Genomic DNA, 25,441 nt, shown 5'->3' on the forward strand with positions numbered 1-25,441 from the left:
CGCGCCACGGCGCAAGTTTACCGAAAGAGTGCCGCCGGAAGATACCGGAGATTGGCGCGCGCCGGCACAGTCCGGCACCAATTCTTCTAGAATCGGGGAAAGCATTGCAATGCCGGGACGCGCTCGCGTTCCCGGAACTCGCCACGAGGATACGCACATGGACATGGGAATCGCAGGCCGCACAGCGCTCGTTTGCGCGGCCAGCAAGGGACTCGGGCGCGGGTGCGCGGAGGCGCTCGCCGCCGAGGGCGTCAACCTGACGATCGTCGCGCGCACCGCGCAAACGCTGGAGGCGACCGCGGCCGACATTCGCCGGCAAAGCGGCGTGGAGGTGAAAACGGTCGCCTGCGACATCACCACGCCGGAGGGCCGCGCGGCCGCGCTGGCCGTCTGCCCCCAACCGGACATTCTGGTCAACAACGCAGGCGGCCCGCCGCCGGGCGATTTTCGCGACTTCACCCACGAGGACTGGATCCGCGCGCTCGAGAGCAACATGCTCACGCCGATCGAACTGATCCGCGCGACCATCGACACCATGAGCGCGCGCGGTTTCGGGCGCATCGTCAATATCACGAGTTCCGCGGTAAAAGCGCCGATCGACGTGCTCGGTTTGTCCAACGGCGCGCGCTCGGGGCTGACGGGTTTCGTCGCCGGGCTCGCGCGCAAGGTGGCGCCCACCGGCGTGACGATCAACAATCTGCTGCCGGGTCTGTTCGACACGGACCGCATCGCCGTGACGTTCGAGGCGCAAGCCAAAGCAAAGAACATTTCCGTCGACGAAGCGCGCAAGGAGCGCATGAAAAGCATCCCCGCCGGCCGCTTCGGCAACCGCGACGAGTTCGGCCGTGCGTGCGCGTTTCTGTGCAGCGTGCACGCCGGCTATATCACCGGGCAGAACTGGCTGATCGACGGCGGCACCTATCCCGGCACGTTCTGACCGGCGCCTGACCCGCATTGGATCGGCACAGTCTGATCGGCACGGTCTGATCGGCGCGTGATCAGCGCGTCGATCCGCGCTCGTTCAGCACGAGTGCAACGCATCACCATAACAATCACATCGCCATTACATCGGTTTCAGGAGTCTTAGGTCATGACCACCCGCATTGCGCTGATCGCGCACGATCACAAGAAAGACGACATCGTCAGACTGGCCGGCGAATACGTCGATACGCTCGCGCGCTGCGACATCATCGCAACCGGCACGACCGGCACGCGGATCGCCGAGGCGCATGGTTTGAAGGTGGAGCGCATGCTGTCCGGCCCGCATGGGGGCGACCTCCAGATCGGCGCGCAACTCGCGGAAGGAAGGGTGGACATGGTGATTTTTCTGCGCGACCCGATGACGCCGCAACCGCACGAGCCGGATATCAATGCGCTGGTCCGCGCGTGCGACGTGCACAACATTCCGTGTGCGACGAACATCTCCACCGCGCGCATGGTGCTCGACGTGTTGACGCTGCGCCTTACGCAACAGGTTTGACGAACGGTGGGCCCGCGGCCGGATCGGGCTCAACTCACCCACATATCAAGGAGGCATGATGGTCAAGGCAATCCGATTCGATAAGGCAGGCGGCCCGGAAGTGATGAAATGGGTAGACGTCGACGTGGGCGAGCCGGGTGCGGGCGAGATCCGCATCCGTCAGACAGCGGTCGGCCTGAATTTCATCGACGTGTATTTCCGCACAGGCCTTTACCCGCTGCCGCTGCCGGGCGGTCTGGGCATGGAAGCGGCCGGCGAGGTGAATGCGGTCGGCCCGGGCGTGACCGATCTCAGCGTGGGCGACCGCGTCGCCTACGTCGCGCGGCCGCCGGGCGCCTATACGCAGGAGCGCGTGCTGCCGGCAGCGCAGGTCGTCAAGGTGCCGGACGGGTTGACCGATGAACAGGCCGCGTCGGTGATGCTGCAAGGGCTCACCGCGCAATATCTGTTGCGCCGCACGTATCCGGTCAAAGCGGGCGACACGATCCTGATTCAGGCTGCGGCGGGCGGCGTCGGACTGCTCATGTGCCAGATGGCGAAGGCGCTGGGCGCAACGGTGATCGGCACGGTCGGCTCGGACGAAAAGGCCGGGATCGCCAAAGCGCATGGGTGCGATCATGCGATCGTGTACACGCACGAAAACTTCACGAGGCGCGTGCGCGAAATCACCAATGGCGCGGGCGTGCCGGTGGTCTACGACTCGATCGGCAAGGACACATTTGCGGCGTCGCTCGACTGTCTCGCGCCGCTTGGTATGTTCGTGAGCTTCGGCAATGCGTCGGGTCCGTTGCCGCCGATCGACTCGTCGGAATTAGCCGGGCGTGGATCGTTGTTCTTTACGCGTCCCACGCTGTTCACGTACATCGGCAAACGCAGCGATTACGAGGCGATGTCGGCTGAACTGTTCGACATGCTGGTGTCAGGCAAGGTCAAAGCCAGTGTCAATCAGCGTTATGCGCTGGCCGACGTCGGCCGCGCGCATGAGGACCTGGAAGCGCGCCGCACGACGGGGTCCACCGTCCTGCTGCCGTAACTTCACGCAGCGTTGATGCCGCGCGTACGCGGCTGAACCTCCGCGCAACAGAGCAGGGCCGCTCCATCGTCAGATGGCGCGGCCCTGTCCGTTTACGCGATTTTTATACGCGTTTGCCGAGCTTTAATCCGTCCTTTACGCCGTTACACATATTGTTACATCTATCCAAAGTCCGTGAATGGAGAACAAGAATGGATGTGCTGTATGTCGGGGGGCTCGTGCTATTTGCCGCGCTGACCTTTGCCTTGATTGCCGGCTGCGAGAAGCTGATGCAGTTCCGTCGTGGACAGGGAGCCCGGTCATGAACTGGATTCTCTGGCTGTCCGGCGCGGCGACCGCGCTGCTGTTCGTCTATCTGGTCTATGCGCTGCTGCGCGCGGAGGACATTGAATGAACGCCAATAATGTCCTGCAGGCCGGGTTCTATATCGTCGTGCTGCTGATTGCCGCCGTGCCGATGTCCCGTTATCTGAGCGCCGTGATGGACGGCAGCTCGCGCGTGGTGCGCTGGTTTGGCCCGCTCGAGCGCGGGTTATACCGCGTTGCGGGCGTGGACCCGTCGGCGGAAATGGGTTGGCGGCATTACGCGATCGCGACGATCGCATTCAACGTGCTGGGCGCCGCGTTCCTTTACGTGCTGTTGCGCGTGCAGAACTGGCTGCCTGGCAATCCGCAGCAGTTCGGCCCGATGACCGTCGACGGCGCGTTCAATACGGCTGTCAGTTTCGTGACCAACACGAACTGGCAGGACTACACGCCTGAGCAGACCGTCGGCTACCTGACGCAGATGCTTGGCCTGACCGTGCAGAACTTTCTGTCGGCCGCCACCGGTATCGTCGTGGTGATTGCGCTGATTCGCGGTTTCGCGCGCCATACGGCGCACACCATCGGCAATTTTTGGGTCGATCTGACACGCGTCACGCTTTACGTCCTGCTGCCGATGTCGATGATTCTCGCCGCCGTGCTGATGAGTCAGGGCGTGATCCAGAACTTCAAGGCCTATCAGGATGTGCCGACGCTGCAGACCACGTCGTATGCCGCGCCGAAACTCGACGCGCAAGGCAACGCCGTAAAAGACGCGAAAGGCAACCCGGTAACGGTCGACACGCCCGTGAAAACGCAAACCATCGCCATGGGTCCGGTGGCATCGCAGGAAGCGATCAAGATGCTCGGCACCAACGGCGGTGGCTTCTTCAACGGCAACTCGGCGCATCCGTATGAGAACCCCACGCCGTTCTCGAACTTCGTGCAGATCTTCTCGATTCTGCTCATTCCTGCCGCACTGGCGCTCGCGTTCGGCCGGATGATCTCGGACCGCAAACAGGGCGTGGCCGTGCTCGCGGCCATGACGATCGCGTTCGGCGTTTGCGTGTTCGGCGAAATCAGTGCGGAGCAGGCCGGCAACCCGGCGCTCACGGCGCTGCACGTCGATCAGTCGGCGAACGCGTTGCAGTCGGGCGGCAATGCGGAGGGTAAGGAAACGCGCTTCGGCATCGCGCAGTCCGGCATCTTCACGGTAGCGACGACCGCGGCGTCGTGCGGCGCGGTCGCCAATACGCACGACTCGCTGACGCCGATCGGCGGCCTTTATCCGATGCTGCTGATGCAACTCGGCGAAGTGATCTTCGGCGGCGTGGGTTCCGGCATGTACGGGATGCTCGTGTTCGCGTTGCTCGCCGTGTTCGTGGCCGGTTTGATGATCGGCCGCACGCCGGAGTACGTCGGCAAGAAGATCGAAGCCTACGAGATGAAGATGGTGTCGATCGTCGTGCTGCTCACGCCGCTGCTGGTGCTCGTGGGCACGTCGATCGCGGTGCTGAGCGACGCGGGCAAGGCGGGGATCGCAAACCCCGGCGCGCATGGCTTCTCCGAAATCCTCTATGCGTTCAGCTCGGCCGCGAACAACAACGGCAGCGCGTTCGCGGGCCTGACCGTCAGCACGCCGTTCTACAACTGGCTCACGGCCATCGCAATGTGGTTCGGCCGCTTCGGGACGATCGTGCCCGTGCTGGCCATCGCGGGCTCGCTCGCGGCGAAGAAGCGCATCGGCGTGACGGGCGGCACGCTGCCCACGCATGGCCCGCTCTTCGTCGTGCTGCTGCTCGGCACGGTGTTGCTGGTCGGCGCGCTCACGTATGTGCCGGCGCTGGCGCTCGGTCCGGGTGTCGAGCATCTGATGATGATGGGCGCCCATTAAGGCGCCCCGGCTAACCGGTATGCACGTCACGCGCTAAAGAGAATTACGAGGATTCAATGACTGAACATAACGCTACACGATCCATGTTCGACCCGGCGCTGTTGCGCCCGGCGATCGTGGACTCGTTCAAGAAACTCACGCCACGTACGCAGTTCCGCAATCCGGTGATGTTCTGCGTGTACGTCGGCAGCATTCTGACCACCATCCTTTGGGTCGCCGCGCTCGGCGGTCAGGCTGAAGCGCCCGCCGGGTTCATCCTCGCGGTCACGCTCTGGTTGTGGTTCACGGTGCTGTTCGCGAACTTCGCGGAAGCGCTCGCCGAAGGCCGCTCGAAAGCGCAGGCCGCGTCGCTGCGCAGTGCGAAGAAAGACGTGATGGCGAAGAAGCTCAATGAGCCGCACCCGAAGTCGCCCATCCGTATCACCACCGCGACCGATCTGCGCAAGGGCGACGTCGTGCTGGTCGAAACCGGCGACGTGATCCCCGCCGACGGTGAAGTGATCGACGGCGTCGCGTCGGTCGACGAATCGGCGATCACCGGCGAATCCGCGCCGGTGATCCGCGAGTCGGGCGGCGACTTCTCGTCGGTGACGGGCGGCACGCGCGTGCTGTCGGACTGGATCGTCGTGCGCGTCACGGCGAATCCGGGCGAGGCGTTTCTCGACCGCATGATCGCGATGGTCGAAGGCGCGAAACGCCAGAAGACGCCGAACGAAATTGCGCTGACCATCCTGCTCGTTGCGCTGACGATCGTGATGCTGCTCGCCACCGCGACGCTGCTGCCGTTCTCGATGTTCTCGGTCGAGGCCGCGAAGGCGGGCCACGTCGTGACGATTACCGCACTGGTCGCGCTGCTCGTGTGTCTGATTCCGACCACCATCGGCGGCCTGCTGTCGGCCATCGGCGTGGCCGGCATGAGCCGCATGATGCAGGCCAACGTGATCGCCACTTCGGGCCGCGCGGTGGAGGCGGCCGGTGACGTCGACGTGTTGCTGCTCGACAAGACCGGCACGATCACGCTGGGCAACCGCCAGGCGTCGCAGTTCGTGCCCGCGCCGGGGCTCACTGAAGAAGCGCTCGCCGACGCCGCGCAGCTTTCGTCGCTCGCCGATGAGACGCCGGAAGGCCGCAGTATCGTCGTGCTCGCCAAGCAGCGCTTTAACATCCGTCAGCGCGACATGGCTTCGCTGCAGGCGGTATTTCTCGCCTTTACCGCGCAGACGCGGATGAGCGGCGTCGATCTGCCGGGCCGTGAAATCCGCAAGGGCGCGGCCGATGCAGTGAAGAACTACGTCGAAGCGCACGGCGGCCGTTTTCCGAACGAAGTGAGCCAGGCCGTCGCCGAAGTCGCGCGACGCGGCAGCACGCCGCTCGTGGTCGCGGAGAAGAGCGAGCAGGGCGCGCGCGTGCTCGGCGTGATCGAACTGAAAGACGTGGTGAAGGGCGGCATCAAGGAGCGCTTTGCCGAGCTGCGCAAGATGGGCATCAAGACCGTGATGGTGACGGGCGACAACCGCCTGACGGCCGCCGCGATCGCAGCCGAAGCGGGCGTCGACGATTTTCTCGCCGAAGCCACGCCGGAGGCGAAGCTCGCGACGATCCGCGCGCATCAGGCGGAGGGGCGCCTCGTCGCGATGACCGGCGACGGCACCAACGACGCCCCGGCGCTTGCGCAGGCCGACGTCGCGGTGGCGATGAATACCGGCACGCAGGCCGCCAAGGAAGCCGGCAACATGGTCGACCTCGATTCGAATCCGACCAAACTGATCGAGATCGTCGAGATCGGCAAGCAGATGCTGATGACGCGCGGCTCGCTCACCACGTTTTCGATTGCCAACGACGTCGCCAAGTATTTCGCGATCATTCCGGCCGCGTTCGCGACGACGTATCCGGCGCTCAACGCGCTGAACGTGATGCATCTGGCGACGCCCGCGTCGGCGATCATGTCGGCGGTGATCTTCAACGCGCTGATCATCGTGCTGCTGATTCCGCTCGCGCTCAAAGGCGTGCGCTATCGCGCGCTTGGCGCAGCGATCCTGCTGCGCCGCAATCTGCTGATCTACGGCCTCGGCGGGATCATCGTGCCGTTTATCGGCATCAAGCTGATCGATATGGTGCTGGCCGCATTCGGCTGGGTTTGACCGGCGGCCTTGCGTAAGTCACCAGAAAAAGGAATTGTCCATCATGAAGAATCTGTTTCGTCCGTTGATCGTGCTTTTCGTCGTGCTGACGGCTGTCACTGGCCTTGCTTACCCCGCTGTGATGACCGCGGTCGGTCAGGCCGCTTTCCACGATCAGGCCAACGGCAGCCTGCTCGAGCAGAACGGCAAGGTGGTCGGCTCGAAGCTGATCGGCCAGCAGTTCGACGCCCCGCAGTATTTCTGGGGACGGCTGTCTGCGACCAGCCCGATGCCTTATAACGCGCAAGGGTCGAGCGGATCGAATTTCGGTCCGACCAACCCGGCGCTGACCGACGAAGTCAAAGGCCGCATCGACGCGCTGAAGGCGGCGGGCACCGATATGTCCAGGCCGGTGCCGGTGGATCTGGTGACGTCATCGGGCAGCGGGCTCGATCCCGAAATCAGTCCGGCTGCGGCGGCTTATCAGATCGAGCGCGTGGCCAAGGCGCGCAAGCTCTCGCCGAACGACGTGCAGGCGCTCGTCGAGCGCTACACGGCCGGTCGCCAGTTCGGGATATTCGGTGAGGCGCGCGTGAATGTGCTGCAATTGAATCTGGCGCTGGACGAGATGAAGCGCGGCTGACCCACCCCGTGAAGGGGCGCCCGCTACGAACGCGTCAGCCGGCGTGCGCGCAGCGCCGCCTTGCGCACGCCGCCCGGTGTGATGCCGTGGCGGCGCATCTGTTTTCATGGCGGCCGCTACCATCACGCAAACCGCGATTTGCGGCCAGCTCGCCGCCGTGCCACCATGCACTCACCGCGCTCATCCAATGATGAAAACCACTGAGCATGAACCGTCCCGATCCCGATGAACTGTTGAACAGGCTGCAACGCGACGAAGAGAAGCGTCAGCGCGGCAGGCTGAAGATTTTCTTCGGCGCGTCGGCGGGTGTCGGCAAAACTTATGCGATGTTGCAGGCCGCGCGGCGTCGTGCCGAAGAGGGCGCGGACGTCGTGATCGGCATCGCCGAAACGCATGGCCGCAGCGAGACCGCCGCGCTGCTCGACGGTCTGGACGTGCTGCCGCTCGCGCAAATCGAATACCGTGGCCGCAAGCTCAATGAGTTCGATCTGGACGCCGCGCTCGCGCGCAAGCCGCAACTGATTCTCGTCGACGAACTCGCGCACTCGAACGTGCAGGGCGCCCGGCATCTGAAACGCTGGCAGGACGTGTACGAACTGCTCGATGCGGGCATCGACGTGTACACGACGGTCAACGTGCAGCATCTCGAAAGCCTGAACGACGTGGTCGGTCAGATCACCGGCATTCGCGTATGGGAGACGGTGCCCGACCGCGTGTTCGATCGTGCCGACGAAGTGACGCTCGTCGACCTGCCCGCCGAGGAACTGCTCGACCGGATGCGCGACGGCAAGGTGTACATGCCGCAGCAGGCCGAGCGCGCGGTGCGCAACTTCTTTCGCAAGGGCAACCTGATCGCGCTGCGTGAGCTGGCGCTGCGCCGCACGGCGGACCGCGTGGATGCGCAGATGCGCGAATACCGCGCCGACCGCTCCATCCAGCGTATCTGGCAGGCACGCGAACGCCTGCTGGTGTGCGTCGGTCCCGGCCCGGAGGCGCCGATGCTGGTGCGCGCGGCCGCTCGCCTTGCAAGCAGCATGAAGGCCGACTGGATTGCCGTGTACGTGGAAACGCCCGCGCTGCAACGTCTGCCGGACGCACGCCGTGAACGCACGCTCAACGCGTTGAAGCTCGCGGCGGAACTCGGCGCCGAGACCGCCACGCTTGCCGCCGCCAACGCGGTGACGGCGCTGATCGGCTACGCGCAGGCGCGCAATGTGTCGAAACTCGTGGCGGGCGCGTCGCCCCGCACGGGTCCCGGACGCTGGCTGCGCCGGCCGCTTGGCGAGCGCATTGCAGAATGCGCGGGCGATCTCGATCTCACGCTGATTCGCGCGTCGGCGGAACGCGACGGCGGCGAGCAGCGGCGCCTGCTGAACACCACCGCCAACGCGTGGCGCGAAGCGTTGAGCGCGGCGCGCGAACGCCGTTCGCCGCCGCGTGCGTACGGCATGGCGATCGCCATCTGCGCGGGCATCACATTGCTCGCCAGCCAGTTGATCGACCATATCGATCTGACCAATCTCGTCATGCTGTATCTGCTCGGCGTGATTTTTACGGCGGTCAGGCTGGGGCGCGGCCCGGGCGTGGTGTTGTCGTTCCTGAGCGTGGCCGCGTTCGACTTTTTCTTCGTGCCGCCGCGCATGTCGCTGTCGGTGTCCGACACGCAATACCTGCTGACCTTTCTGAGCATGCTGCTGACGTCGCTCGTCATCAGCCATCTCACGTCGAGCCTGCGGCGCGAGGCAAGCGTCGCGCGCCGGCGGGAGCAGCGTACCGGCGCAATGTACGCGATGGCGCGCGAGCTGGCCGCGGCGCTCACCACCGAGCAGATCGTCGGGATCGGCAGCCGCCATGTAAGCGAGGTGTTCGGCGCGCGCGTCGCCATCCTGCTGCCGGATAGCGCCGATCAGGTCAAGCAGAAGATCGAGGACCCGGACGCGGCGATCACGCTCGACGGCGAGATGCTCGACAGCGACGTCGGTCAATGGGTCTACGATCAGCAGAAGCCGGCCGGGCACGGCACGGACACCTTGCCCGCCGCGGCCGCGCTGTATCTGCCGCTCAAGGCGCCGATGCGCACGCGAGGCGTGCTGGCCGTCGCGCTGCACGACGAGCGCGAACTGGACGTGCCCGAGCAGCAGCGCATGCTCGACGCGTTCGCCGCGCAGATTGCGCTCGCGCTGGAGCGCGTGCACTACGTGGACATTGCGCGCGACGCGCTCGTCAACATGGAGTCCGAGCGCTTGCGCAATTCGCTGCTGTCCGCGATTTCCCACGATCTGCGCACGCCGTTGACGACGATCGTCGGTTTTGCGTCGATGCTCGCGCAGTCGCGTGAAGCGCCCTCCGGCGACAAGCCGCACGCCAGCACCGACGAGCTCGTCGACGCGATCCATGAAGAAGCACTGCGCATGACCGGCATCGTCACGAATCTGCTCGACATGGCGCGTCTGCAGGCAGGCAGCCTGCAACTGAACCAGCAGTGGACGCTGCTGGAAGAGACCGTCGGCGCCGCGTTGCGCGCCTGCAGGCGCGTGCTGGCGGATCATCCGGTGCAGGTGAAACTGCCAGCCGATCTGCCGCTGCTGCATCTGGATGCGGTGCTGATGGAGCGGCTCTTCTCCAATCTGTTTGAAAACGCGGCCAAGTACAGCACGGCCGGCACCCCATTGACGATCGGCGCGCAAACCGTGGACGCGGACGGCCAAACGTTCGTGCGCGTGAACGTGGACGACAATGGGCCCGGTTTGCCGGCCGGTATGGAGACGCGCGTGTTCGAGAAATTCACGCGCGGCGAAAAGGAGTCGGCGAAGCCCGGCATCGGTCTTGGCCTCGCGATCTGCCGCGCGATCGTGGAAGCGCATGGCGGTACAATCGGCGCGCTCAACCGGATCGCCGCCGACGGCCGCGTTGAAGGCGCGCGCTTCTGGTTCACCCTGCCGGTCCAGACGCCGCCCGACGCGCCGGATGCGCTGGAGGCACTCGAAGCACTCGATGCTTCCAAGCCGCTCGACACGCCTGACCGGCTCGACACGCCCGACACGCTCCAGGACCCACGCGCGCATCCGGTTCCGCACGACTTAACCCCTAACCCGCTGGCCGGACCCCCTCATGAGTGACCCGAGCATCACGGTCGTTTTGATTGAAGATGAAAAGCAGATCCGCCGTTTCGTGCGCACGGCGCTGGAAGGCGAAGGCATCACGGTGCACGATGCCGAAACCGGCAAGCAGGGGCTCGTCGAAGCGGCGACGCGCAAGCCCGACCTCGTGATAGTCGATCTCGGCCTGCCCGACACGGACGGTCTGGACGTGATACGCGAGTTGCGTGGCTGGAGCGAGCTGCCGGTGATCGTGCTGTCCGCGCGTACGCAGGAAAGCGAGAAGGTCGCCGCGCTCGATGCCGGCGCCGACGACTACCTGACGAAGCCATTCGGCGTGTCGGAACTGCTCGCGCGGATTCGTGCGCATATGCGGCGGCGCAATCAGGGCGGCGCGAGCGAGTCGCCGCAAGTGCGCTTCGGCGCGGTGATCGTCGATCTCGCGTTGCGCCAGGTGACGCGCGACGGCGCGGCAATCCATCTCACACCGATCGAGTACCGCCTGCTCGCAACACTGGTGCGGCACGCCGGACGCGTGCTGACCCACCGCCAGTTGCTGCGCGACGTGTGGGGACCGTCGCACGTGGAAAGCCACCACTATCTGCGCATCTACATGGCGCATCTGCGCGGCAAGCTGGAACGCGACCCGGCGCAGCCTGAACACATCGTGACCGAAACGGGCGTCGGCTACCGGCTGGTGGGGGCAACTTGATATAATTTCAGTTCGTAAGGACGGCCTTGCGAGACTTTCTGTCATAGACAAACGGGGACGGCCCCATCTCATCATGGAGCTGTCTCATGTCCTGGATTCTTCTGCTGATCGCCGGTTTGCTCGAAGTAGCGTGGGCCGCCGGCCTCAAGACCTCTGAAGGTTTTACCCGCTTCTGGCCGTCCGTGTTCACGGTCGTGACTGCACTCGGCAGCTTCGCGCTGCTTGCCATGGCCATGCGGCAGTTGCCGCTCGGCACGGCTTACGCGGTCTGGACGGGCATCGGCGCGGTCGGCGCCTTCATTTTCGGCATCGTGATAATGGGTGAAACGCTGAGCGTGGCGCGGGTCGCGAGCGCCTTGCTGATCGTGATCGGCCTGATTGGACTCAAGCTCACGTCCGGGCACTGAGTTGTTTATGGTGCGCAGGCCGCGCCATTCGGACGGCCATCGCACCGCGGTCATGCGCCGGGCGGGGCCGATCGGCCGCCGCGGCCGGTTTCGCCATTTTTTGGCCACTCTGCGTCCTGCGAATTAACGTGGCTATAATGGGATCAAATCCAACCTGACATTGTCCGCGGCCGGCCGCGGCCCGCTCGGCGCGGCCGAGCCAGGCGCGGCCGGACAAGCGCGGCTGGGCAGGCGCGGCCGGTCAGGCGCGGGTCTGACGACTTCGGTGCGGCCGACAGCCTCGGTTGCGCCACCGGAGCGCCCGGCACGCGCAGCGCGCCTGGAGGCGGCCATGCTTGAACCACTATCGCTTGCTGCAGGGCTCTCATGGGGCAGCGGCTTGCGCCTTTATCTCACGGTCCTGCTGGCCGGTGTCTTCGAACGTCTCGGCTTGATCCATCTGCCTGACACGCTATCGGCGTTGTCGTCGCCGTGGGTGATCGGCGTGGCGGCCGTGCTGACCCTCACTGAATTTCTCGCCGACAAGATTCCCGCGTTCGACTCGCTGTGGGACGCGGTCCACACTTTTATCCGCATTCCGGCCGGCGCCATGCTGGCTGCCGGCGCGCTCGGCCACGCCGATCCGGCCCTGCTGACGGTCGCCGCGCTCGCGGGCGGCACGCTTGCCGGCACCGCGCATCTTGCGAAAGCGGGCACGCGTGCGCTGATCAATCTGTCGCCGGAACCGGTGTCGAATGTCGTCACCTCCACGGCCGAAGACGGTCTGGTGGTCGGCGGCATGCTGCTCGCGCTGTTCGTGCCGCTGCTGTTTCTGGTGCTGATGATCGGCTTCCTGATGCTGGCCGGCTGGGCGCTGCCGCGCTTGTGGCGTGGCGTGCAGGGCGGCTTTCGCGGCATGGCGACGCACATGGTGTCGCGTTTTGCGAGGAGCAGGCACGATTGAGCGATAGGGCGAGTGGTTCCTTGTTGCGCGCAGCCCCAGCGGCGCGCCGTTTCAGCGGCGCTGACCTTGTGCGCCAGTCTATCCGCATGACGGTGCGCGACTGGCGCGCCGGCGAACTCACGATGCTGCTGCTCGCGCTGGTGCTCGCGGTCGCGGCATTGTCGAGCGTCGGCTTTCTGGCCGACCGTTTGCACCAGGGGCTCGAGCGCGACGCGCGACGCATGATCGCCGCGGACTTCATCGTGCGGGCCGATCATCCCGTCGATCCGCAATTCGCGCAGCAGGCAAAAGCACTCGACCTGAGCACCGCGAACACAGCGATTTTCCCCAGCATGGTGAGTTCGACCAGCGCGCAGCCCGTGTCGCGGCTCGCAGCGGTCAAGGCGGTGTCGCCGGGCTATCCGTTGCGCGGCGAACTCAAGATCGCGTCCGCGCCTGATGCGCCCGATCATCCCGTCCGATCCATTCCGGCGGCCGGCACGGTGTGGGTCGACGAGGCGCTGCTGGACGCACTGAAGGTTCGGGTCGGCGACAAGGTCAAGGTGGGCAGCCGCGAGTTCACGATCGGCGCGGTGATTACGCGTGAGCTGGATCGCGGCTTTTCGTTCGTCAATTTTTCGCCGCGGCTCATGCTGCGTCAGGACGACTTGCAGTCCACGGGCCTGATCACCTACGGCAGCCGCGTCACCTACCGGCTACTGGTGGCGGGCACGGACGCGTCGGTGGCGCAATTCGCCCGGTTCGCCCATGCCAGGGTGGACGGCGGCAAGATGCGCGGCGTCGCGCTCGAATCGCTGCAGGACGGCCAGCCGCAGGTGCGTCAGACGCTCGACCGCGCGAGCCACTTCCTCACGCTCGTGTCGCTGCTTACCGCGCTGCTGGCGGCGGTGGCAATCGCAATGGCCGCGCACCGCTATATGCGTCGCCATCTGGACGGCTGCGCGGCGATGCGCTGCCTCGGCGTGAGCCAGGCGACGCTGCGCGCGCTATTCACGCTCGAATTCGTCGGCCTGGGTTTGATTGGCGGCGCGCTCGGCGTCGTGCTCGGTTTTCTCGGGCATCTCGCGTTGCTGACATGGCTTGGCAGCCTGATCGACGTCGTGCTGCCGTATCCGACCGCGTGGCCCGCGCTCGAAGGTATCGCGGCCGGTCTGGTGCTGCTGCTGGGGTTTGCCTTGCCGCCGCTGCTGCCGTTGACCCGCGTGCCGCCTGTGCGCGTGTTGCGGCGTGAATGGGGCGAGGCGGGGCGTACAGCGTGGGCGGCGTACGCGCTCGGCATCGTGCTGTTCGCCGCCTTGCTGATCGTCGCGGCGGGCGAGTTGAAACTGGGCGGTATCGTTGCGGGAGGGTTTGCGGGCGGCCTGCTGGTGTTCGCGGTGATCGCGCGGCTCGCATTGTGGGGCGCGGCGCGCGTGGTGCGCAGCGAGCGGGTGAATGCGGGCATCGGCTGGCGTTATGCGCTGGCGTCGCTCGAACGGCGCAGCGGCGCGAGCGCGCTGCAGATCACCGCGCTCGGCATTGGCCTCATGTGCCTGTTGCTGATCGCGATGACGCGCAACGATCTGGTGGCAGGCTGGCGCAAATCCACGCCGCCCGATGCGCCGAACGAATTCATCATCGACATTCAGCCGGATCAGCGTGCGGCCGTCACGCAGTACCTCGACGCGCACGGCGTAACCGGCACCACCCTGTCGCCGATGGTGCGCGGCCGGCTGACCGCGATCAACGGCAAGCCGGTGAATCCGGATTCGTTCAAAGGCGACGACGCCAAACGTCTCGTGGATCGCGAATTCAACCTGTCTTACACGACCGAGCTGCCCGACGACAACCGTATCGCGGCCGGCGCCTGGTACGGCGACACGACCCGGCCGCAGATTTCGATCGAGCAGGGACTCGCGAAGCTGATTAACGTGAAGCCCGGCGACGTGTTGCGCTTCGACGTGACCGGTTTGCAGATCGACGCGCCCGTGACGAGCGTGCGCAAGCTCGACTGGGGTTCATTCAAGGTCAACTTCTTCGTGCTGATGCCGCCGGCCGCGTTGCACGATTTTCCGGCGACGTTCATCACCAGCTTCCATCTGCCGCCGGACAAGCAGTCGACCATCGACGGACTGATCTCCACCTATCCGAACCTGACCGCCATCGATACCGGGCCAATTCTCGCGCAGGTTCAGCGCGTGCTGCAGCAGGTGATCGGCGCGGTCCAGTTCCTGTTTGCGTTCACGCTCGCGGCGGGCGTGCTGGTGCTGTACGCGGCGCTCGCCGGCACGCGTGACGAGCGTATGCGAGAATCCGCGCTGCTGCGCGCGCTCGGCGCATCGCATCGTCAGGTGCGCGCGGTGCAGGTGGCCGAATTCGTCGCCGTGGGCGCATTGGCCGGCCTGATGGCGGCGGTCGGCGCTGAAGTGATCGGCTATCTGCTGGCTACGCGTGTGTTCGAGTTTTATCTGGGCGTCGACCCGTGGTTGCTGCCCGCGGGCATCGCGGCGGGCATCGCGTGTGCGGGCGTCGGCGGCTGGCTGAGCTTGCGGCACGTGCTGGCGCGTCCGGCGTTGCAGTCTTTGCGGGACGCGTGACTTCTTTTGCTGCAAGTGAATCGTGAGTGGATGTGAGCAGGTATGAGTGATCTCGACGACGAAGTGTCCGCGGCGCAGCCGACGGCCTTCGAACTGGTCGGCGGCGAAGCGCGGGTGCGCGAACTGATCGACCGATTTTATGACCTGATGGATCTCGAACCGGAATTCGCCGGGATTCGGGCGCTGCATCCCGCGTCGCTCGACGGCTCGCGCGACAAGTTCTTCTGGTTCCTGTGCGGATGGCTCGGCGGCCCGGATCATTACATCAGCCGTTTCGGGCATCCCCGTCTGCGGGCGCGGCATTTGCCGTTTGCGATCGCATCGAACGAGCGCGACCAGTGGCTGCGCTGCATGGCGTGGGCCATGGAAGACATCGGCCTGTCCGAAGCGCTCAGAGAGCGCCTGCTCGGCTCGTTCTTCGAAACCGCCGACTGGATGCGCAATCGCAATGGTTGACGCGGGCGGCGAAGCGGGGTCAGCGGCGAACTACGTCGCGGACTACGCCGCGGACTACGCCGCATTACCGCCGCCAGCCCGCGAGGTGCTCGAGTGCTGGTTCGGCTCGCCCGATGCGGCGGATTTTGGCCACGAGCGCAAGATCTGGTTTCGCCGCAACAAAGCGTTCGACGCGATGCTGCTGGAGCGCTTCGGCGCGCTCATCGACGCGGGACGGGACGGTTTGCTGGACAGCTGGCAAGCCACGCCGTTGGGGGCGCTGGCGCTTGTCATCGTGCTGGATCAGTTTTCGCGCAATGGCTATCGGCACACGCCGCGCGCTTTCGCCGCCGACCACAAGGCGCTCGCGGTCGCACAACGGATGATCGCGGCCGGCGCTGACCGTCTGTTGCCTACCGCGCAGCATCGTGCGTTCGCGTACCTGCCTTTCGAACACGACGAAACACTCGCGAGCCAGCGCGAGTCGCTGCGGCTATTCACCCAATTGTTGGCCGAGCCCGGCGGCGAATCGTATTACCGGTTCGCGCAACGGCATGCAAAAGTAATCGAGCGATTCGGACGGTTTCCGCATCGCAATGCCGTGCTCGGCCGTCAATCGACGGCCGACGAGCTCGAGTTCCTGAAGCAGCGCGGGTCGTCGTTCTAGGGTTGCGCTCTGCGTGCGTTAATCGTCGTCCTCAGCCGTGGCGTTGGCCGGCGTGCGCACGAAGACCCGCAGCAGTTCATCGTTGTCGCCTGGTCTCGCGCCCGTCCAGAAGAGCCGCCAGTCGCCTGCCGGCGCCCGCGCGTTGGTGCGGCGGCTTTCGTCGATCAACCATGTGCATGGGGTGCTGGCGGCATCGGTGGTCGGATGATGTTCGATGCCCGTGAAGTAGTACAGCATCGGCGCCTCGGATTCGCCGAGACCCGTGCTGGCCATGCAATCGCCGTCGTTCCACTCCGCGCTCATCCTGGCGCCGAGGTCCTCGAACACCGAGCGATAGCTCTTCGCATAATCGAGCCACGGCAGCAGCAGCGTGCTGACGAGTCCCCACGCGAGAATCGCACCCGCGCACCAGCTCAGCGCGCCGCGCCATTTGCCTGCGTATTTGAAGATGGGCAGCAGCCACAGCCAGCCAAACGTCAACAGAAGTGCAGCGGCCATCAGCCCGGGTTTGACGGGCAGCACCCAGTCGAGCGGCAGCCAGCGGCCGAGCCGGTGCAGCGACGCATGCGTGTTGACCGGATCGCTCATGATCGACCAGATGATCCACGCGAGCGCCGCCGTGCTGCCGAACAGCACGCGGCTCGCCATGTCCCAGCTCGCGTGCAGACGTCGCGGCAAACACTCCACGCCTTGCATCGCCACCAGCGCGAGCGGCGCGATGAACGGCAGGATGTACAGTTCACGCACCGTCGCCGAGCTTTGCAGCACAGCGAAGCCCGTACCCGCGAAAATCACCGGCAACGCGACGCTGGGTTCGCGCCAGCGCCGCCAGGCGCCACCGGCGAGCGCCGCAAGTGCGAGCGGCACGACCGGAAAGCCGACGCTCAATACCGTACGCAGCACGAAGAAGCGGCTCTCGTTTTCCGACCCGAGTTCCGCCACCGAGAAGCCGAAGAAACGCCCGACGTTGTTATCCCACAGCCACACCTTGAAGAGCGCTTCGGAGCGCAGATAGAAGCAGACCGGCCAGATCAGCGCGAATGGCGCGCACACCAGCGCGGCGATGCCGAGCGCGCGGGCGAAGCTGCGCGTGCGGCAAGCGGGATAGAGTGCAAGGACGGCGCAGGTCGTCGCACCGAACACGAGCGGCACGAACAGCCCCTTGGCGAGCAGACTCACGCCGACGCCCGCGCCGAACATCGCCGCGCCGCTAAGAATGGCGTGCTGACGCTCGCGCGATTCGCGCGGCAATGCGCCCGTGAAGTCGCGCAGATGCACGAGCACCAGTTCGAACAGCCCGCAAAAGCCGAGCGCCGCGCCGGCCATCAATGCGACATCGGTCATCATGTCGTGCACGTGCTTGATGACGACAAGCGTGCTCGCAAACAGCGCGATCGTGCCGATCACGCGCAGATCAAACCAGCTCGACGCCGACACCGCGCGGCGTGCGACGCGTGCGGTGTAGTACACGGTGAGTCCCGCGAACAGCGCACTCGCGAGTCGCGCGGCGTCGTGTAACGGCAGGTAGCGGCCGAACATCCACGCCAGGCCGGCGGCGACCCAGTCGTAAATCGGCGGCTTTTCGACGAACGGTTGTCCGGCATTGGTCGGCACGACGAGATCGCCCGTGACCAGCATGTGCTGGACGATGCCGAACGTGTAGGTCTCGTCCTGCTTCCACGGATCGTGGCCGAGCGTGCCCGGCAGCAACCACGCGCAGAGGATCGCCAGCGCCACGAGCCATATCAGCGGCCGCACGCTCGCGAGCGCGCGCCAGCGCTGTTCGGCGCGGGTGACGGGTGCATTCTTGCCGGTCAGCGTGTCGGCGGCGTCAATGCTCTGGGCGTCGCCGGTATGGTGCGGTGTAGCAGGCGCGGACGGACGAGCCGGCGCAGCGTTATACAACGTGCCCGGATGCGCTTCGGACGCGTGCGCGCCGGTGTCGGCATGCGGAGGCTGGCCGGTTGCCGGATGCATCTGAGTGCTGTCGGTCGACGCGCCGGGCACGGACGCGCCATTCCCTGCGGGCCAACGCACCGGTGGGTTCTCGTGCATGAGGATCTCTGATCGCCGTACACGGCGGCATAGGCCGTGTACTGGTTTTTTCACCGTCTTTCAGACGCGGCTGCGTCCGATCGCAGCGATTGTAGTCTCAGAGTATTACGGACGATTACAGAAAAGCTGAAACATGGGGTGCAAGCAGGTGCATTGCCCCATTTCTCTGTCTGAACGGGAAGGCCGGAGGCAACGCGCTTGCGAGGGAATGGCGGATGAAAGACCGTGCCGGCAACGCTTTGAGAGGCAACGCAACGCAATGCTGCGCCTAGCGGCCACCGGCAACGTCGAGCACCGCGCCTGTTACATACGACGCGGCGTCGCTCAAAAGCCAAACGATACTCTCAGCCACCTCGTCGGCGCGGCCCGGACGGCCAAGCGGCGTGCTCGCGCCGAGTTGCGCGGCGCGGTCCGGCTTGCCGCCGCTCGCATGGATCTCGGTGTCGATCAGGCCGGGGCGCACCGCGTTCACGCGCACGCCGCGCGGGCCGAGTTCTTTCGCGAGCCCGAGCGTCATCGTATCGACCGCGCCTTTCGAGCCCGCGTAGTCCACGTATTCATTGGGCGACCCGAGCCGCGCCGCCGCCGACGACACGTTGACGATCACGCCACCCGCGCCGCCGCGGTCGGTGGACATGCGGCGCGCGGCTTCGCGCGCGCACAGATAGGCGCCGAGCACGTTGACGTCGAACATGCGTTTCAGGCGTGCAAGGTCCATGTCGGCGAGCGGCATGCCGGGTGCGACAATGCCGGCGTTGTTCACGAGCGCGTCGATGCGGCCGAACGTCCGGTGCAGCGTGTCGAACATGGCGAGCACGTCGGCCTCACGGGCGACGTCGCCGGGAATCGCCAGCGCCGCGCCGCCCGCTCGCTGCACTTCGGCGACGGTTTCCTGCGCGGCGGCCAGATTGCTCGCGTAGTTCACGCCGACAGACCAGCGTTGCGCGCCCAGCAAACGCGCGGTGGCCCGGCCGATGCCGCGGCTGCCGCCGGTGATCAGGACGACTTGGGTCATTGCAACCTCGCTAGTGTGCGCAATGCGCTCGGTGGTGCGCCGCGCAGGGAACGCGGCGCTTGCTCAGGCGGTGCGGCGGGCGCAGCCTGCCGCATGCAGGCTGCTGAACGGCAGGTGCGGCGTTAAACCGCGTCGCGCTTGACCGCCCACTTGTCGCTGACCGGCGGCTCGTAGCGCTGCAGCTTGCCGATCAACGCGGCAGGATTGGCGTCGACTTGCAGAATGTCGAAATATGTCTGCCGCATGAAGCCTTCCTCGACCGTATGCTGAAGCATGCTGATCAGCGGATCATAAAAGCCGTCGATATTCAGCAGTGCCACCGGTTTCTGGTGATAGCCCAGCTGCGCCCACGTGAAGACTTCGAACAGCTCTTCGAGTGTGCCCGCGCCGCCTGGCATCGCGACGAACGCGTCGGACAGATCGGCCATCATTTTCTTGCGATGATGCATGTCCGGCACCACGTGCAATTCGGTCAGCCCGTTGTGGCCGACCTCCTTGTTGACGAGCAATTCGGGAATCACGCCGATTGCGCGGCCGCCTTCGGCCATCACCGTGTCGGCGATCACGCCCATCAGGCCGACCTTGCCGCCGCCGTACACCAGCGCGAGATCACTTTGCACCAGCGCGCGACCGAACGCGCGCGCCGCTTCCGCGTACAACGGTTTGGCTCCGTTCGACGAGCCGCAATACACACACACCGACTTCATGCTCAGGCGTCCTTCGGTTCGTTGCGGGGCGCGGCGCCTTCCTTGGGCGGCAGGTAGTCGTAAAACTCGCGTTTGGGCAGCTTGCCCGACACGAGATCGTCGAATATCTGCCGCGAGCGGCCGCGCAGATATGGCGCCATCAGCGACACGATCTGCACGCTCACCTGATGCAGCTCCGCGCGAATGGCTTCCTGCTCGTTGTATTTGCGCGGGTTCATCACGAACTGGTAAGACAGCCAGTACGTGCCGATCACGCCGACGTTGGTGGCGATCACGTGCAGCTCTTCGGGCGTGACGACCATTTCGCCGTCGGCGACGAGCTGTTCGCAGAACTGGCTCGCAAAGCGCACCTTGTGGCTGATGATCTGCTTGAAGTGCGTTTCCAGCGTGCGGTTACGCGCGAGCAGATCGTTCAGGTCACGATACAGGAAACGGTAGCGCCACGTGAAATCGACCATGTATTGTAGATACGACCACATTTCGTCGATCGTCGCGCGGTGGTCGTCGGGGAAACGCAGACGCTTTTCGATCTCCTGCTCGAACTGGCTGAAGATACTGTTGATGATGTCGTCTTTGTTGCGGAAGTGGTAGTACAGGTTGCCTGGACTGATTTCCATTTCCTCGGCGATCGTCGTCGTCGTGACGTTCGGCTCGCCGATTTCGTTGAACAGTTTCAACGACAGTTCGAGAATCCGTTCGCGCGTGCGGCGGGGAGGTTTGGCTTCCATGTCGTCCGGCCCTGGTGACGCCGGGCTATAGCACACAGCGGCGTGCCGCTTTCTGCGTGATCCGCCCGGACGCGGTTGGTATGTTGTGCGTCTGCAAACCTGCGGCTTACGCAGCGGATTCCCTTGCGGGCAGGAAAACGCGCATGCCAGCGCGTCTTCCGGTGAGACCGTCGGACGATTATAAACCGAGCGTTCTAATACCAATCCGATACTCAGGGTTTTTGATTTCTTCGCGGCCTGCCGCCTCGCCGCGAACGGGTGACGCGCAGGCAAGCTCACGTCGCCGCATGGCTCACGGCCATGCTCACAGCATCGCTTTCACCCAGCGCACCGCGAGCGGCCCGACGATCAGCACCCAGGTCATCAGGCACATGCCGAGCGCGACCATCACCGCCGCGCTGCCCAGGTCCTTCGCGCGGCGCGAGAGCTCGTGACGTTCGAGCGAGATCCGGTCGATTGCCGCTTCGACGCTCGAATTCAGCAACTCCACGATCAGCACCAGCAGCACTGAGCCGAGCAGCAACACGCGCGACACCGGCTCGACCGGCACCAGCACGCCACACGGAATCAGGATCGCGGCAAGCGTGAGCTCCTGGCGAAACGCGCTTTCCTCGCGAATCGCGACGCGAAAGCCCGCGAGCGAATTTTTCATCGCGTGCCACGCGCGGGTGAGGCCGCGATTGCCCTTGTATGGGTTGAAGGGCAACGGCGCGAGCGGGTCGTCGGGGCTGAGAGGCTCGTTCGCGCGGTCTTCGGCATCGGCGCTCGCATCGTCATATGCCGCGCGGCCGCCGTCGATCTTCGCGTCGATGTCCGCGCGATCCTCTTCCGCGCGCCGCTCGCCGCCCGATGCGCCGGTCACGGCTTCCACGCCGCTCAGAGCCGGCGTGCGATGCCCAGGGTGAGTGACCGGCGGTTCGCTGACTTCGTCGAACGGTTCGATGCTGGCGGTTTCACCGTCGATATCGACGGCGCGCAGCGCGCCGGTCGACGCGCGCGCCGCAGTGGATGGTCTGATTGGCATGGACGGCTCGGTGCGCGCGCCGCGTCACGCGGCGGCGCTTTCCTCCCGGTACGATGTGCGCGGCAGCGGTTTCAGATGCGCGGCGAACTGCTCGGACGCAGCCGCCCACGAGAAACGTTCGGCCCACGCGCGCGCGTGGTTGCGGTCGATCTTCAGCGCTTCGAGGCAGGCTTTGCGCAGGTCTTCGTTCATTGCGCCTGCGCCGCCGTTGCCGAGCACGTCGATCGGACCCGTGACCGGATAGGCCGCGACGGGCGTGCCGCACGCGAGCGCTTCGAGCAGAACGAGCCCGAACGTATCGGTGCGGCTCGGGAACACGAAGACGTCGGCGGCGGCGTAGACTTTCGCGAGTTCGGCTTGCGTCAGCACGCCGAGATAATTGGCTTGCGGATAACGCGACTTCAACTCGGCAAGCGCCGGACCTTCACCCGCGACCCACTTCGAGCCGGGCAGATCCAGCTTCAGAAACGCCTCGACATTTTTCTCGACCGCGACGCGCCCGACGTACAGAAAGATCGGCCGCGCGGTGTCGAGCACCTTCGAATCCATCTGCCGGAAAATGTCGAGATCGACGCCGCGCGTCCACAGCACCACGTTCGTGAACCCGAACTTCTCGAGGTCGCTTTTCACGACCGGCGTGGGCGCCATCACGGCAAGCGAAGGCTTGTGGAACCAGTGCAGAAACCGGTAGGTCACGGCGACCGGAATGCCAAAGCGCGCCTGCACGTACTCGGGAAAGCGTGTGTGATAAGCGGTCGTGAACGGCAGTTTGTGACGCAGCGCATAAGCGCGCGCGGCCATGCCGAGCGGGCCTTCGGTGGCGATGTGCAGCGCGTCCGGCGCGAACGCGTCGATACGCTCGCGCAGCTTGCGGCGCGGCATCAGCGACAGACGGATCTCCGGGTAGGTCGGGCAGGGAATGGTTTTGAATTCGAGCGGCGTCAACAGATCGACGTGATGACCGAGCGCGGTAAGCTCGCGCGTGGTGTTTTTCAGCGTGCGCACGACGCCATTGACCTGCGGTTCCCATGCGTCGGTGACGATCATGATCTTCATCGGTTTCGGCCCTTTGATATTTTGGAAGGACTACGCAGTTGCACGGGCCTTTTGCACGCCCACTTCAGGGGAGCGCATCACGGTCCAGTAGATCACCTTGAGTTCGCCTTCGTACGTCTCGACGAGGGCCGACAGACTTTCGACCCAATCCCCGTCGTTGCAGTACAGCACGCCGTCGATATCGCGTATCTCGGCTTTATGGATATGTCCGCACACCACGCCGTCGCAGCCGCGGCGGCGCGCTTCGTCCGTCATGACGCGTTCGAACGACGAGATGAAATTCACCGCATTCTTCACCTGATGTTTCAGATACTGCGACAGCGACCAGTACGGAAAGCCGAGCCGGCTGCGAATGCGATTGAACCAGCGGTTCAGGACGAGGATCATCGTGTAGAGCGTGTCGCCGAGATAGGCGAGCCACCTCGCGTGCTGGATCACGCCGTCGAACAGGTCGCCGTGCACGATCCACAGGCGCTTGCCGGCGAGGGTGGTGTGAAACGCCTCGCCGCGCACGTGGATGTCGCCGAACGCGAGGTCGCAGAACTGACGCGCGGCTTCGTCGTGATTGCCCGGCACGTAGATCACCTGGGTGCCTTTGCGCGCCTTGCGCAGCACCTTCTGCACGACGTCGTTGTGCGCCTGCGGCCAGTACCAGCCCTTTTTCAGCTGCCAGCCGTCGATGATGTCGCCGACGAGGTAGAGATATTCCGACTCGTTGTGGCGCAGGAAGTCGAGCAGATAAGGCGCCTGGCAGCCGCTCGAACCGAGATGGATGTCGGACAGCCAGATGGTGCGATAACGCACCGGCTCGGCGTGATCGTCGTCGTGACGCCCGGGCTGCGGCTCGTCCGACGGCGGCGCTGCCGGCAATGGCAGGCCAAGACTGGCGAAGGATTCCGGATGGAACGCGACGGGGTCGACGCTCGGACCGGTCTGGCGGAACAGGGAGGTCGCGGACGTTTTGGGGTCCATGGCTCACGCGTCGAGTTGCGGTGCCCGTATTGAGCCTTCTGCGCGTGACTGTGCCGTGACAGTCATGAGAAGTTCTTATTACTGCGAACGTCACATAGGGAGGGGCAGGTCTTGCCGGCGGCCAGCGTCGCGCGGTGGGTGTTCAGATGTGGCGTCTGCGCGCCGTATGCGCTCGGCGTGCGAGGTCGGTGATCCGCTGAAACGCCAATGCGCTGGCACGGGCGGCCCGTCGGCGTCGGCGTCGGCCGCCCAATGCGCGGCTTACCTGGCGACGTCGATCACGCGTGTGCCGGCAAGGCGGTCGTGCAGAAAGCGACGTTGGGGATCGAAGCGTCCGGTTGCGGCCCATAGCACGAACCACACGCCGGCAGTTGCGAGCGTCTGCGGCACGCTCAGGCCGAAGAGCGGATGCAGCGCGAGCGGCGGCAGGAACCACAGCCATGCGAACACATAGCGGACGATCGCGCGTCCCACGGAAAGTGGTGCGCCGCTGCCCGTGACCACGCGCAGGCGCCAGGTTTTCATCGGCAACGTCTGGCCGCTGTGGGTCCAGAACCAGACGAAGTACAGACCGACCACGAAGCCGATCCAGGCGGCGAGCAAATCGTGATGGGTCAGGCCGTTGCGTTGCTGCGTCAACGTGCTGAACAGATAACCGGCGATAAACACCACGCCGAACAGGATCACTGCTTCGTAGAGCAGCGCCGCGAGGCGTCGCCGCACGGTCGGCGCGGTGCCGGGCGCGTCGGCGGACACGGACGAGGTGGTGAGCGGCTGGGACACGGCGCGGCCCGGGTCAGGAGCCGTTGAAAATGGAAGGCGCTTCGGCCGGCGAGACCGGCAACGGCGTGGCCGGCACGAAACTGCCGGCCGCCGGAATGGCCGGTGCGGACGCGGCCACGGGGCTCGGCAGCGATGCGCCGGGCGCGGCGCTCACGGCTGCGGCGCCGCTTGCGCCGTGCTCACGGGCATTGACCAGACGGTCGAGCCCCTTGATTTCGCTGCGGCCCGACGGCGGCGCGCTGACGACGCTCGGCCGGCGCTTGCGCTCGCTGGCCGCGAGCCGTTCCTTCTGCTCCTCGGGCAACTGCTGGTACGCCTTCCACGCATTCTGGCGCGTCTCGCGCGGCAGCTCCTTGGAGACCTGATAATTCTCCCGCGCGACCTTGCGCTGATCCGGCGTCATGCGGGTCCACTCGGTCATGCGGTCATGCAGGCGTTTTTGGGCATCCGCCGACATCTTCGAGTAACGCGATGCGATCTTCAGCCATTTGCGCTTGCGCTCGTCGCTAAATCCGTCCCACTGGGAGGCAAAGGGAGCCAGCGCGACGTGCTCGGCGGCGGACAGGCGCGACCACGCCATCGGGCTGTTGCTGCCGGGCAGGCTGGGCAGATCCACGGCGAGCGTGGGCGCGGGAGCCCTGGCCGTGGCGGTGCCGCCGGCTACAGGCGCACTGGAGGTGGAGGGACCCGGATAAAAGCGCGGATACGTGGCGGCAAACGACACCAGGGCCGCAATCGTGCATCCGAAAACAACGGCCAGGCCGCGCTTGTAGCTCACCCGAAAAATCTCC

24 protein-coding genes are annotated in these 25,441 nt (G+C 65.4%); 15 read left to right on the plus strand and 9 right to left on the minus strand.

Translation table 11 applies throughout. The features are described from left to right. Nucleotides 1–157: 157 nt before the first annotated feature. From AAGS40_RS04415 to AAGS40_RS04485, 15 genes are all read left to right on the plus strand, one after another. Nucleotides 158–937: an SDR family oxidoreductase gene (locus tag AAGS40_RS04415; RefSeq protein WP_345814254.1), complete on the plus strand. Its 780-nt coding sequence runs from the start codon at nt 158–160 to the stop codon at nt 935–937. Nucleotides 938–1,090: 153 nt separating this feature from the next. Further along, complete coding sequence (locus AAGS40_RS04420) at nt 1,091–1,480, plus strand: methylglyoxal synthase (protein ID WP_345813453.1); 390 nt, start codon at nt 1,091–1,093, stop codon at nt 1,478–1,480. 58 nt (nt 1,481–1,538) lie between these two features. Then, complete coding sequence (locus AAGS40_RS04425) at nt 1,539–2,513, plus strand: quinone oxidoreductase (protein ID WP_345814256.1); 975 nt, start codon at nt 1,539–1,541, stop codon at nt 2,511–2,513. Nucleotides 2,514–2,704: 191 nt separating this feature from the next. Beyond that, a complete protein-coding gene (locus AAGS40_RS04430) occupies nt 2,705–2,818 on the plus strand; it encodes a hypothetical protein (protein WP_007175652.1) in 114 nt (37 codons plus the stop codon). Further along, a complete protein-coding gene (gene kdpF / locus AAGS40_RS04435) occupies nt 2,815–2,907 on the plus strand; it encodes a K(+)-transporting ATPase subunit F (protein WP_011487462.1) in 93 nt (30 codons plus the stop codon). The genes AAGS40_RS04430 and kdpF overlap by 4 nt, the downstream gene beginning before the upstream one ends. Further along, nucleotides 2,904–4,709, plus strand: coding sequence for a potassium-transporting ATPase subunit KdpA (gene kdpA / locus AAGS40_RS04440; RefSeq protein WP_345813462.1), 1,806 nt, complete (start codon nt 2,904–2,906; stop codon nt 4,707–4,709). The genes kdpF and kdpA overlap by 4 nt, the downstream gene beginning before the upstream one ends. A gap of 56 nt (nt 4,710–4,765) precedes the next feature. Continuing rightward, nucleotides 4,766–6,850, plus strand: coding sequence for a potassium-transporting ATPase subunit KdpB (gene kdpB, locus AAGS40_RS04445; RefSeq protein WP_345813463.1), 2,085 nt, complete (start codon nt 4,766–4,768; stop codon nt 6,848–6,850). Between the two features lie 43 nt (nt 6,851–6,893). Next, nucleotides 6,894–7,472, plus strand: coding sequence for a potassium-transporting ATPase subunit KdpC (gene kdpC / locus AAGS40_RS04450; RefSeq protein ID WP_345813464.1), 579 nt, complete (start codon nt 6,894–6,896; stop codon nt 7,470–7,472). A gap of 206 nt (nt 7,473–7,678) precedes the next feature. Beyond that, complete coding sequence (locus AAGS40_RS04455; RefSeq protein ID WP_345813465.1) at nt 7,679–10,591, plus strand: DUF4118 domain-containing protein; 2,913 nt, start codon at nt 7,679–7,681, stop codon at nt 10,589–10,591. Further along, nucleotides 10,584–11,282, plus strand: a complete 699-nt coding sequence (gene kdpE, locus AAGS40_RS04460; RefSeq protein ID WP_345813466.1) for a two-component system response regulator KdpE — start codon at nt 10,584–10,586, stop codon at nt 11,280–11,282. Before AAGS40_RS04455 ends, kdpE begins: the two co-directional genes overlap by 8 nt. An 86-nt stretch (nt 11,283–11,368) precedes the next feature. Next, nucleotides 11,369–11,689 carry a quaternary ammonium compound efflux SMR transporter SugE gene (gene sugE, locus AAGS40_RS04465; RefSeq protein WP_345813468.1) on the plus strand — a complete coding sequence of 107 codons (321 nt, stop codon included), beginning with the start codon at nt 11,369–11,371 and terminating at the stop codon, nt 11,687–11,689. A 331-nt stretch (nt 11,690–12,020) separates the two neighbouring features. Further along, complete coding sequence (locus AAGS40_RS04470; RefSeq protein WP_345813469.1) at nt 12,021–12,632, plus strand: DUF4126 domain-containing protein; 612 nt, start codon at nt 12,021–12,023, stop codon at nt 12,630–12,632. An 86-nt stretch (nt 12,633–12,718) separates the two neighbouring features. Further along, nucleotides 12,719–15,208 (plus strand): FtsX-like permease family protein, encoded by a 2,490-nt coding sequence (locus tag AAGS40_RS04475; RefSeq protein ID WP_345814258.1) that lies wholly within the window; start codon nt 12,719–12,721, stop codon nt 15,206–15,208. A 42-nt stretch (nt 15,209–15,250) separates the two neighbouring features. After that, on the plus strand, nt 15,251–15,664 hold the full coding sequence (locus AAGS40_RS04480) for a group II truncated hemoglobin (protein ID WP_345813470.1): 414 nt from the start codon (nt 15,251–15,253) through the stop codon (nt 15,662–15,664). Beyond that, a complete protein-coding gene (locus AAGS40_RS04485) occupies nt 15,657–16,310 on the plus strand; it encodes a DUF924 family protein (protein WP_345813471.1) in 654 nt (217 codons plus the stop codon). The genes AAGS40_RS04480 and AAGS40_RS04485 overlap by 8 nt, the downstream gene beginning before the upstream one ends. A gap of 18 nt (nt 16,311–16,328) precedes the next feature. Here AAGS40_RS04485 and AAGS40_RS04490 read toward each other — a convergent pair whose 3' ends face one another. The 9 genes from AAGS40_RS04490 to AAGS40_RS04530 all read right to left on the minus strand — a co-directional run bounded on the left by AAGS40_RS04490 (nt 16,329) and on the right by AAGS40_RS04530 (nt 25,428). Continuing rightward, nucleotides 16,329–18,365, minus strand: a complete 2,037-nt coding sequence (locus AAGS40_RS04490; protein WP_345813472.1) for a glycosyl transferase — start codon at nt 18,363–18,365, stop codon at nt 16,329–16,331. 268 nt (nt 18,366–18,633) lie between these two features. Further along, complete coding sequence (locus AAGS40_RS04495) at nt 18,634–19,380, minus strand: SDR family oxidoreductase (RefSeq protein ID WP_345813473.1); 747 nt, start codon at nt 19,378–19,380, stop codon at nt 18,634–18,636. A gap of 122 nt (nt 19,381–19,502) precedes the next feature. Then, entirely contained in the window at nt 19,503–20,087 is a 585-nt protein-coding gene (locus AAGS40_RS04500; RefSeq protein WP_345813474.1) for a TIGR00730 family Rossman fold protein, read from the minus strand. A 2-nt stretch (nt 20,088–20,089) separates the two neighbouring features. Beyond that, nucleotides 20,090–20,815, minus strand: a complete 726-nt coding sequence (locus AAGS40_RS04505) for a TetR/AcrR family transcriptional regulator (RefSeq protein WP_345813475.1) — start codon at nt 20,813–20,815, stop codon at nt 20,090–20,092. A gap of 304 nt (nt 20,816–21,119) precedes the next feature. Then, nucleotides 21,120–21,839 carry a diacylglycerol kinase gene (locus tag AAGS40_RS04510; RefSeq protein WP_345813476.1) on the minus strand — a complete coding sequence of 240 codons (720 nt, stop codon included), beginning with the start codon at nt 21,837–21,839 and terminating at the stop codon, nt 21,120–21,122. Between the two features lie 24 nt (nt 21,840–21,863). Continuing rightward, complete coding sequence (locus AAGS40_RS04515) at nt 21,864–22,895, minus strand: glycosyltransferase family 1 protein (protein ID WP_345813477.1); 1,032 nt, start codon at nt 22,893–22,895, stop codon at nt 21,864–21,866. Between the two features lie 30 nt (nt 22,896–22,925). Continuing rightward, on the minus strand, nt 22,926–23,867 hold the full coding sequence (locus AAGS40_RS04520) for a UDP-2,3-diacylglucosamine diphosphatase (RefSeq protein ID WP_345813478.1): 942 nt from the start codon (nt 23,865–23,867) through the stop codon (nt 22,926–22,928). 261 nt (nt 23,868–24,128) lie between these two features. Beyond that, nucleotides 24,129–24,650 carry an RDD family protein gene (locus tag AAGS40_RS04525; RefSeq protein WP_345813479.1) on the minus strand — a complete coding sequence of 174 codons (522 nt, stop codon included), beginning with the start codon at nt 24,648–24,650 and terminating at the stop codon, nt 24,129–24,131. A gap of 13 nt (nt 24,651–24,663) precedes the next feature. Beyond that, nucleotides 24,664–25,428, minus strand: coding sequence for a DUF3106 domain-containing protein (locus tag AAGS40_RS04530; RefSeq protein WP_345813480.1), 765 nt, complete (start codon nt 25,426–25,428; stop codon nt 24,664–24,666). Between the last annotated feature and the right edge of the window lie 13 nt (nt 25,429–25,441).

The organism is Paraburkholderia sp. PREW-6R (assembly GCF_039621805.1).
Taxonomy (GTDB): domain Bacteria; phylum Pseudomonadota; class Gammaproteobacteria; order Burkholderiales; family Burkholderiaceae; genus Paraburkholderia.

Excerpts from the sequence above, each read along its gene's own strand:
- AAGS40_RS04415 (WP_345814254.1), top strand. The coding sequence starts at position 158 with ATGGACATGGGAATCGCAGGCCGCACAGCGCTCGTTTGCGCGGCCAGC.
- AAGS40_RS04420 (WP_345813453.1), top strand. The coding sequence starts at position 1,091 with ATGACCACCCGCATTGCGCTGATCGCGCACGATCACAAGAAAGACGAC.
- AAGS40_RS04425 (WP_345814256.1), top strand. The coding sequence starts at position 1,539 with ATGGTCAAGGCAATCCGATTCGATAAGGCAGGCGGCCCGGAAGTGATG.
- AAGS40_RS04430 (WP_007175652.1), top strand. The coding sequence starts at position 2,705 with ATGGATGTGCTGTATGTCGGGGGGCTCGTGCTATTTGCCGCGCTGACC.
- kdpF (WP_011487462.1), top strand. The coding sequence starts at position 2,815 with ATGAACTGGATTCTCTGGCTGTCCGGCGCGGCGACCGCGCTGCTGTTC.
- kdpA (WP_345813462.1), top strand. The coding sequence starts at position 2,904 with ATGAACGCCAATAATGTCCTGCAGGCCGGGTTCTATATCGTCGTGCTG.
- kdpB (WP_345813463.1), top strand. The coding sequence starts at position 4,766 with ATGACTGAACATAACGCTACACGATCCATGTTCGACCCGGCGCTGTTG.
- kdpC (WP_345813464.1), top strand. The coding sequence starts at position 6,894 with ATGAAGAATCTGTTTCGTCCGTTGATCGTGCTTTTCGTCGTGCTGACG.
- AAGS40_RS04455 (WP_345813465.1), top strand. The coding sequence starts at position 7,679 with ATGAACCGTCCCGATCCCGATGAACTGTTGAACAGGCTGCAACGCGAC.
- kdpE (WP_345813466.1), top strand. The coding sequence starts at position 10,584 with ATGAGTGACCCGAGCATCACGGTCGTTTTGATTGAAGATGAAAAGCAG.
- sugE (WP_345813468.1), top strand. The coding sequence starts at position 11,369 with ATGTCCTGGATTCTTCTGCTGATCGCCGGTTTGCTCGAAGTAGCGTGG.
- AAGS40_RS04470 (WP_345813469.1), top strand. The coding sequence starts at position 12,021 with ATGCTTGAACCACTATCGCTTGCTGCAGGGCTCTCATGGGGCAGCGGC.
- AAGS40_RS04475 (WP_345814258.1), top strand. The coding sequence starts at position 12,719 with ATGACGGTGCGCGACTGGCGCGCCGGCGAACTCACGATGCTGCTGCTC.
- AAGS40_RS04480 (WP_345813470.1), top strand. The coding sequence starts at position 15,251 with ATGAGTGATCTCGACGACGAAGTGTCCGCGGCGCAGCCGACGGCCTTC.
- AAGS40_RS04485 (WP_345813471.1), top strand. The coding sequence starts at position 15,657 with ATGGTTGACGCGGGCGGCGAAGCGGGGTCAGCGGCGAACTACGTCGCG.
- AAGS40_RS04490 (WP_345813472.1), bottom strand. The coding sequence starts at position 18,365 with ATGCACGAGAACCCACCGGTGCGTTGGCCCGCAGGGAATGGCGCGTCC.
- AAGS40_RS04495 (WP_345813473.1), bottom strand. The coding sequence starts at position 19,380 with ATGACCCAAGTCGTCCTGATCACCGGCGGCAGCCGCGGCATCGGCCGG.
- AAGS40_RS04500 (WP_345813474.1), bottom strand. The coding sequence starts at position 20,087 with ATGAAGTCGGTGTGTGTGTATTGCGGCTCGTCGAACGGAGCCAAACCG.
- AAGS40_RS04505 (WP_345813475.1), bottom strand. The coding sequence starts at position 20,815 with ATGGAAGCCAAACCTCCCCGCCGCACGCGCGAACGGATTCTCGAACTG.
- AAGS40_RS04510 (WP_345813476.1), bottom strand. The coding sequence starts at position 21,839 with ATGCCAATCAGACCATCCACTGCGGCGCGCGCGTCGACCGGCGCGCTG.
- AAGS40_RS04515 (WP_345813477.1), bottom strand. The coding sequence starts at position 22,895 with ATGAAGATCATGATCGTCACCGACGCATGGGAACCGCAGGTCAATGGC.
- AAGS40_RS04520 (WP_345813478.1), bottom strand. The coding sequence starts at position 23,867 with ATGGACCCCAAAACGTCCGCGACCTCCCTGTTCCGCCAGACCGGTCCG.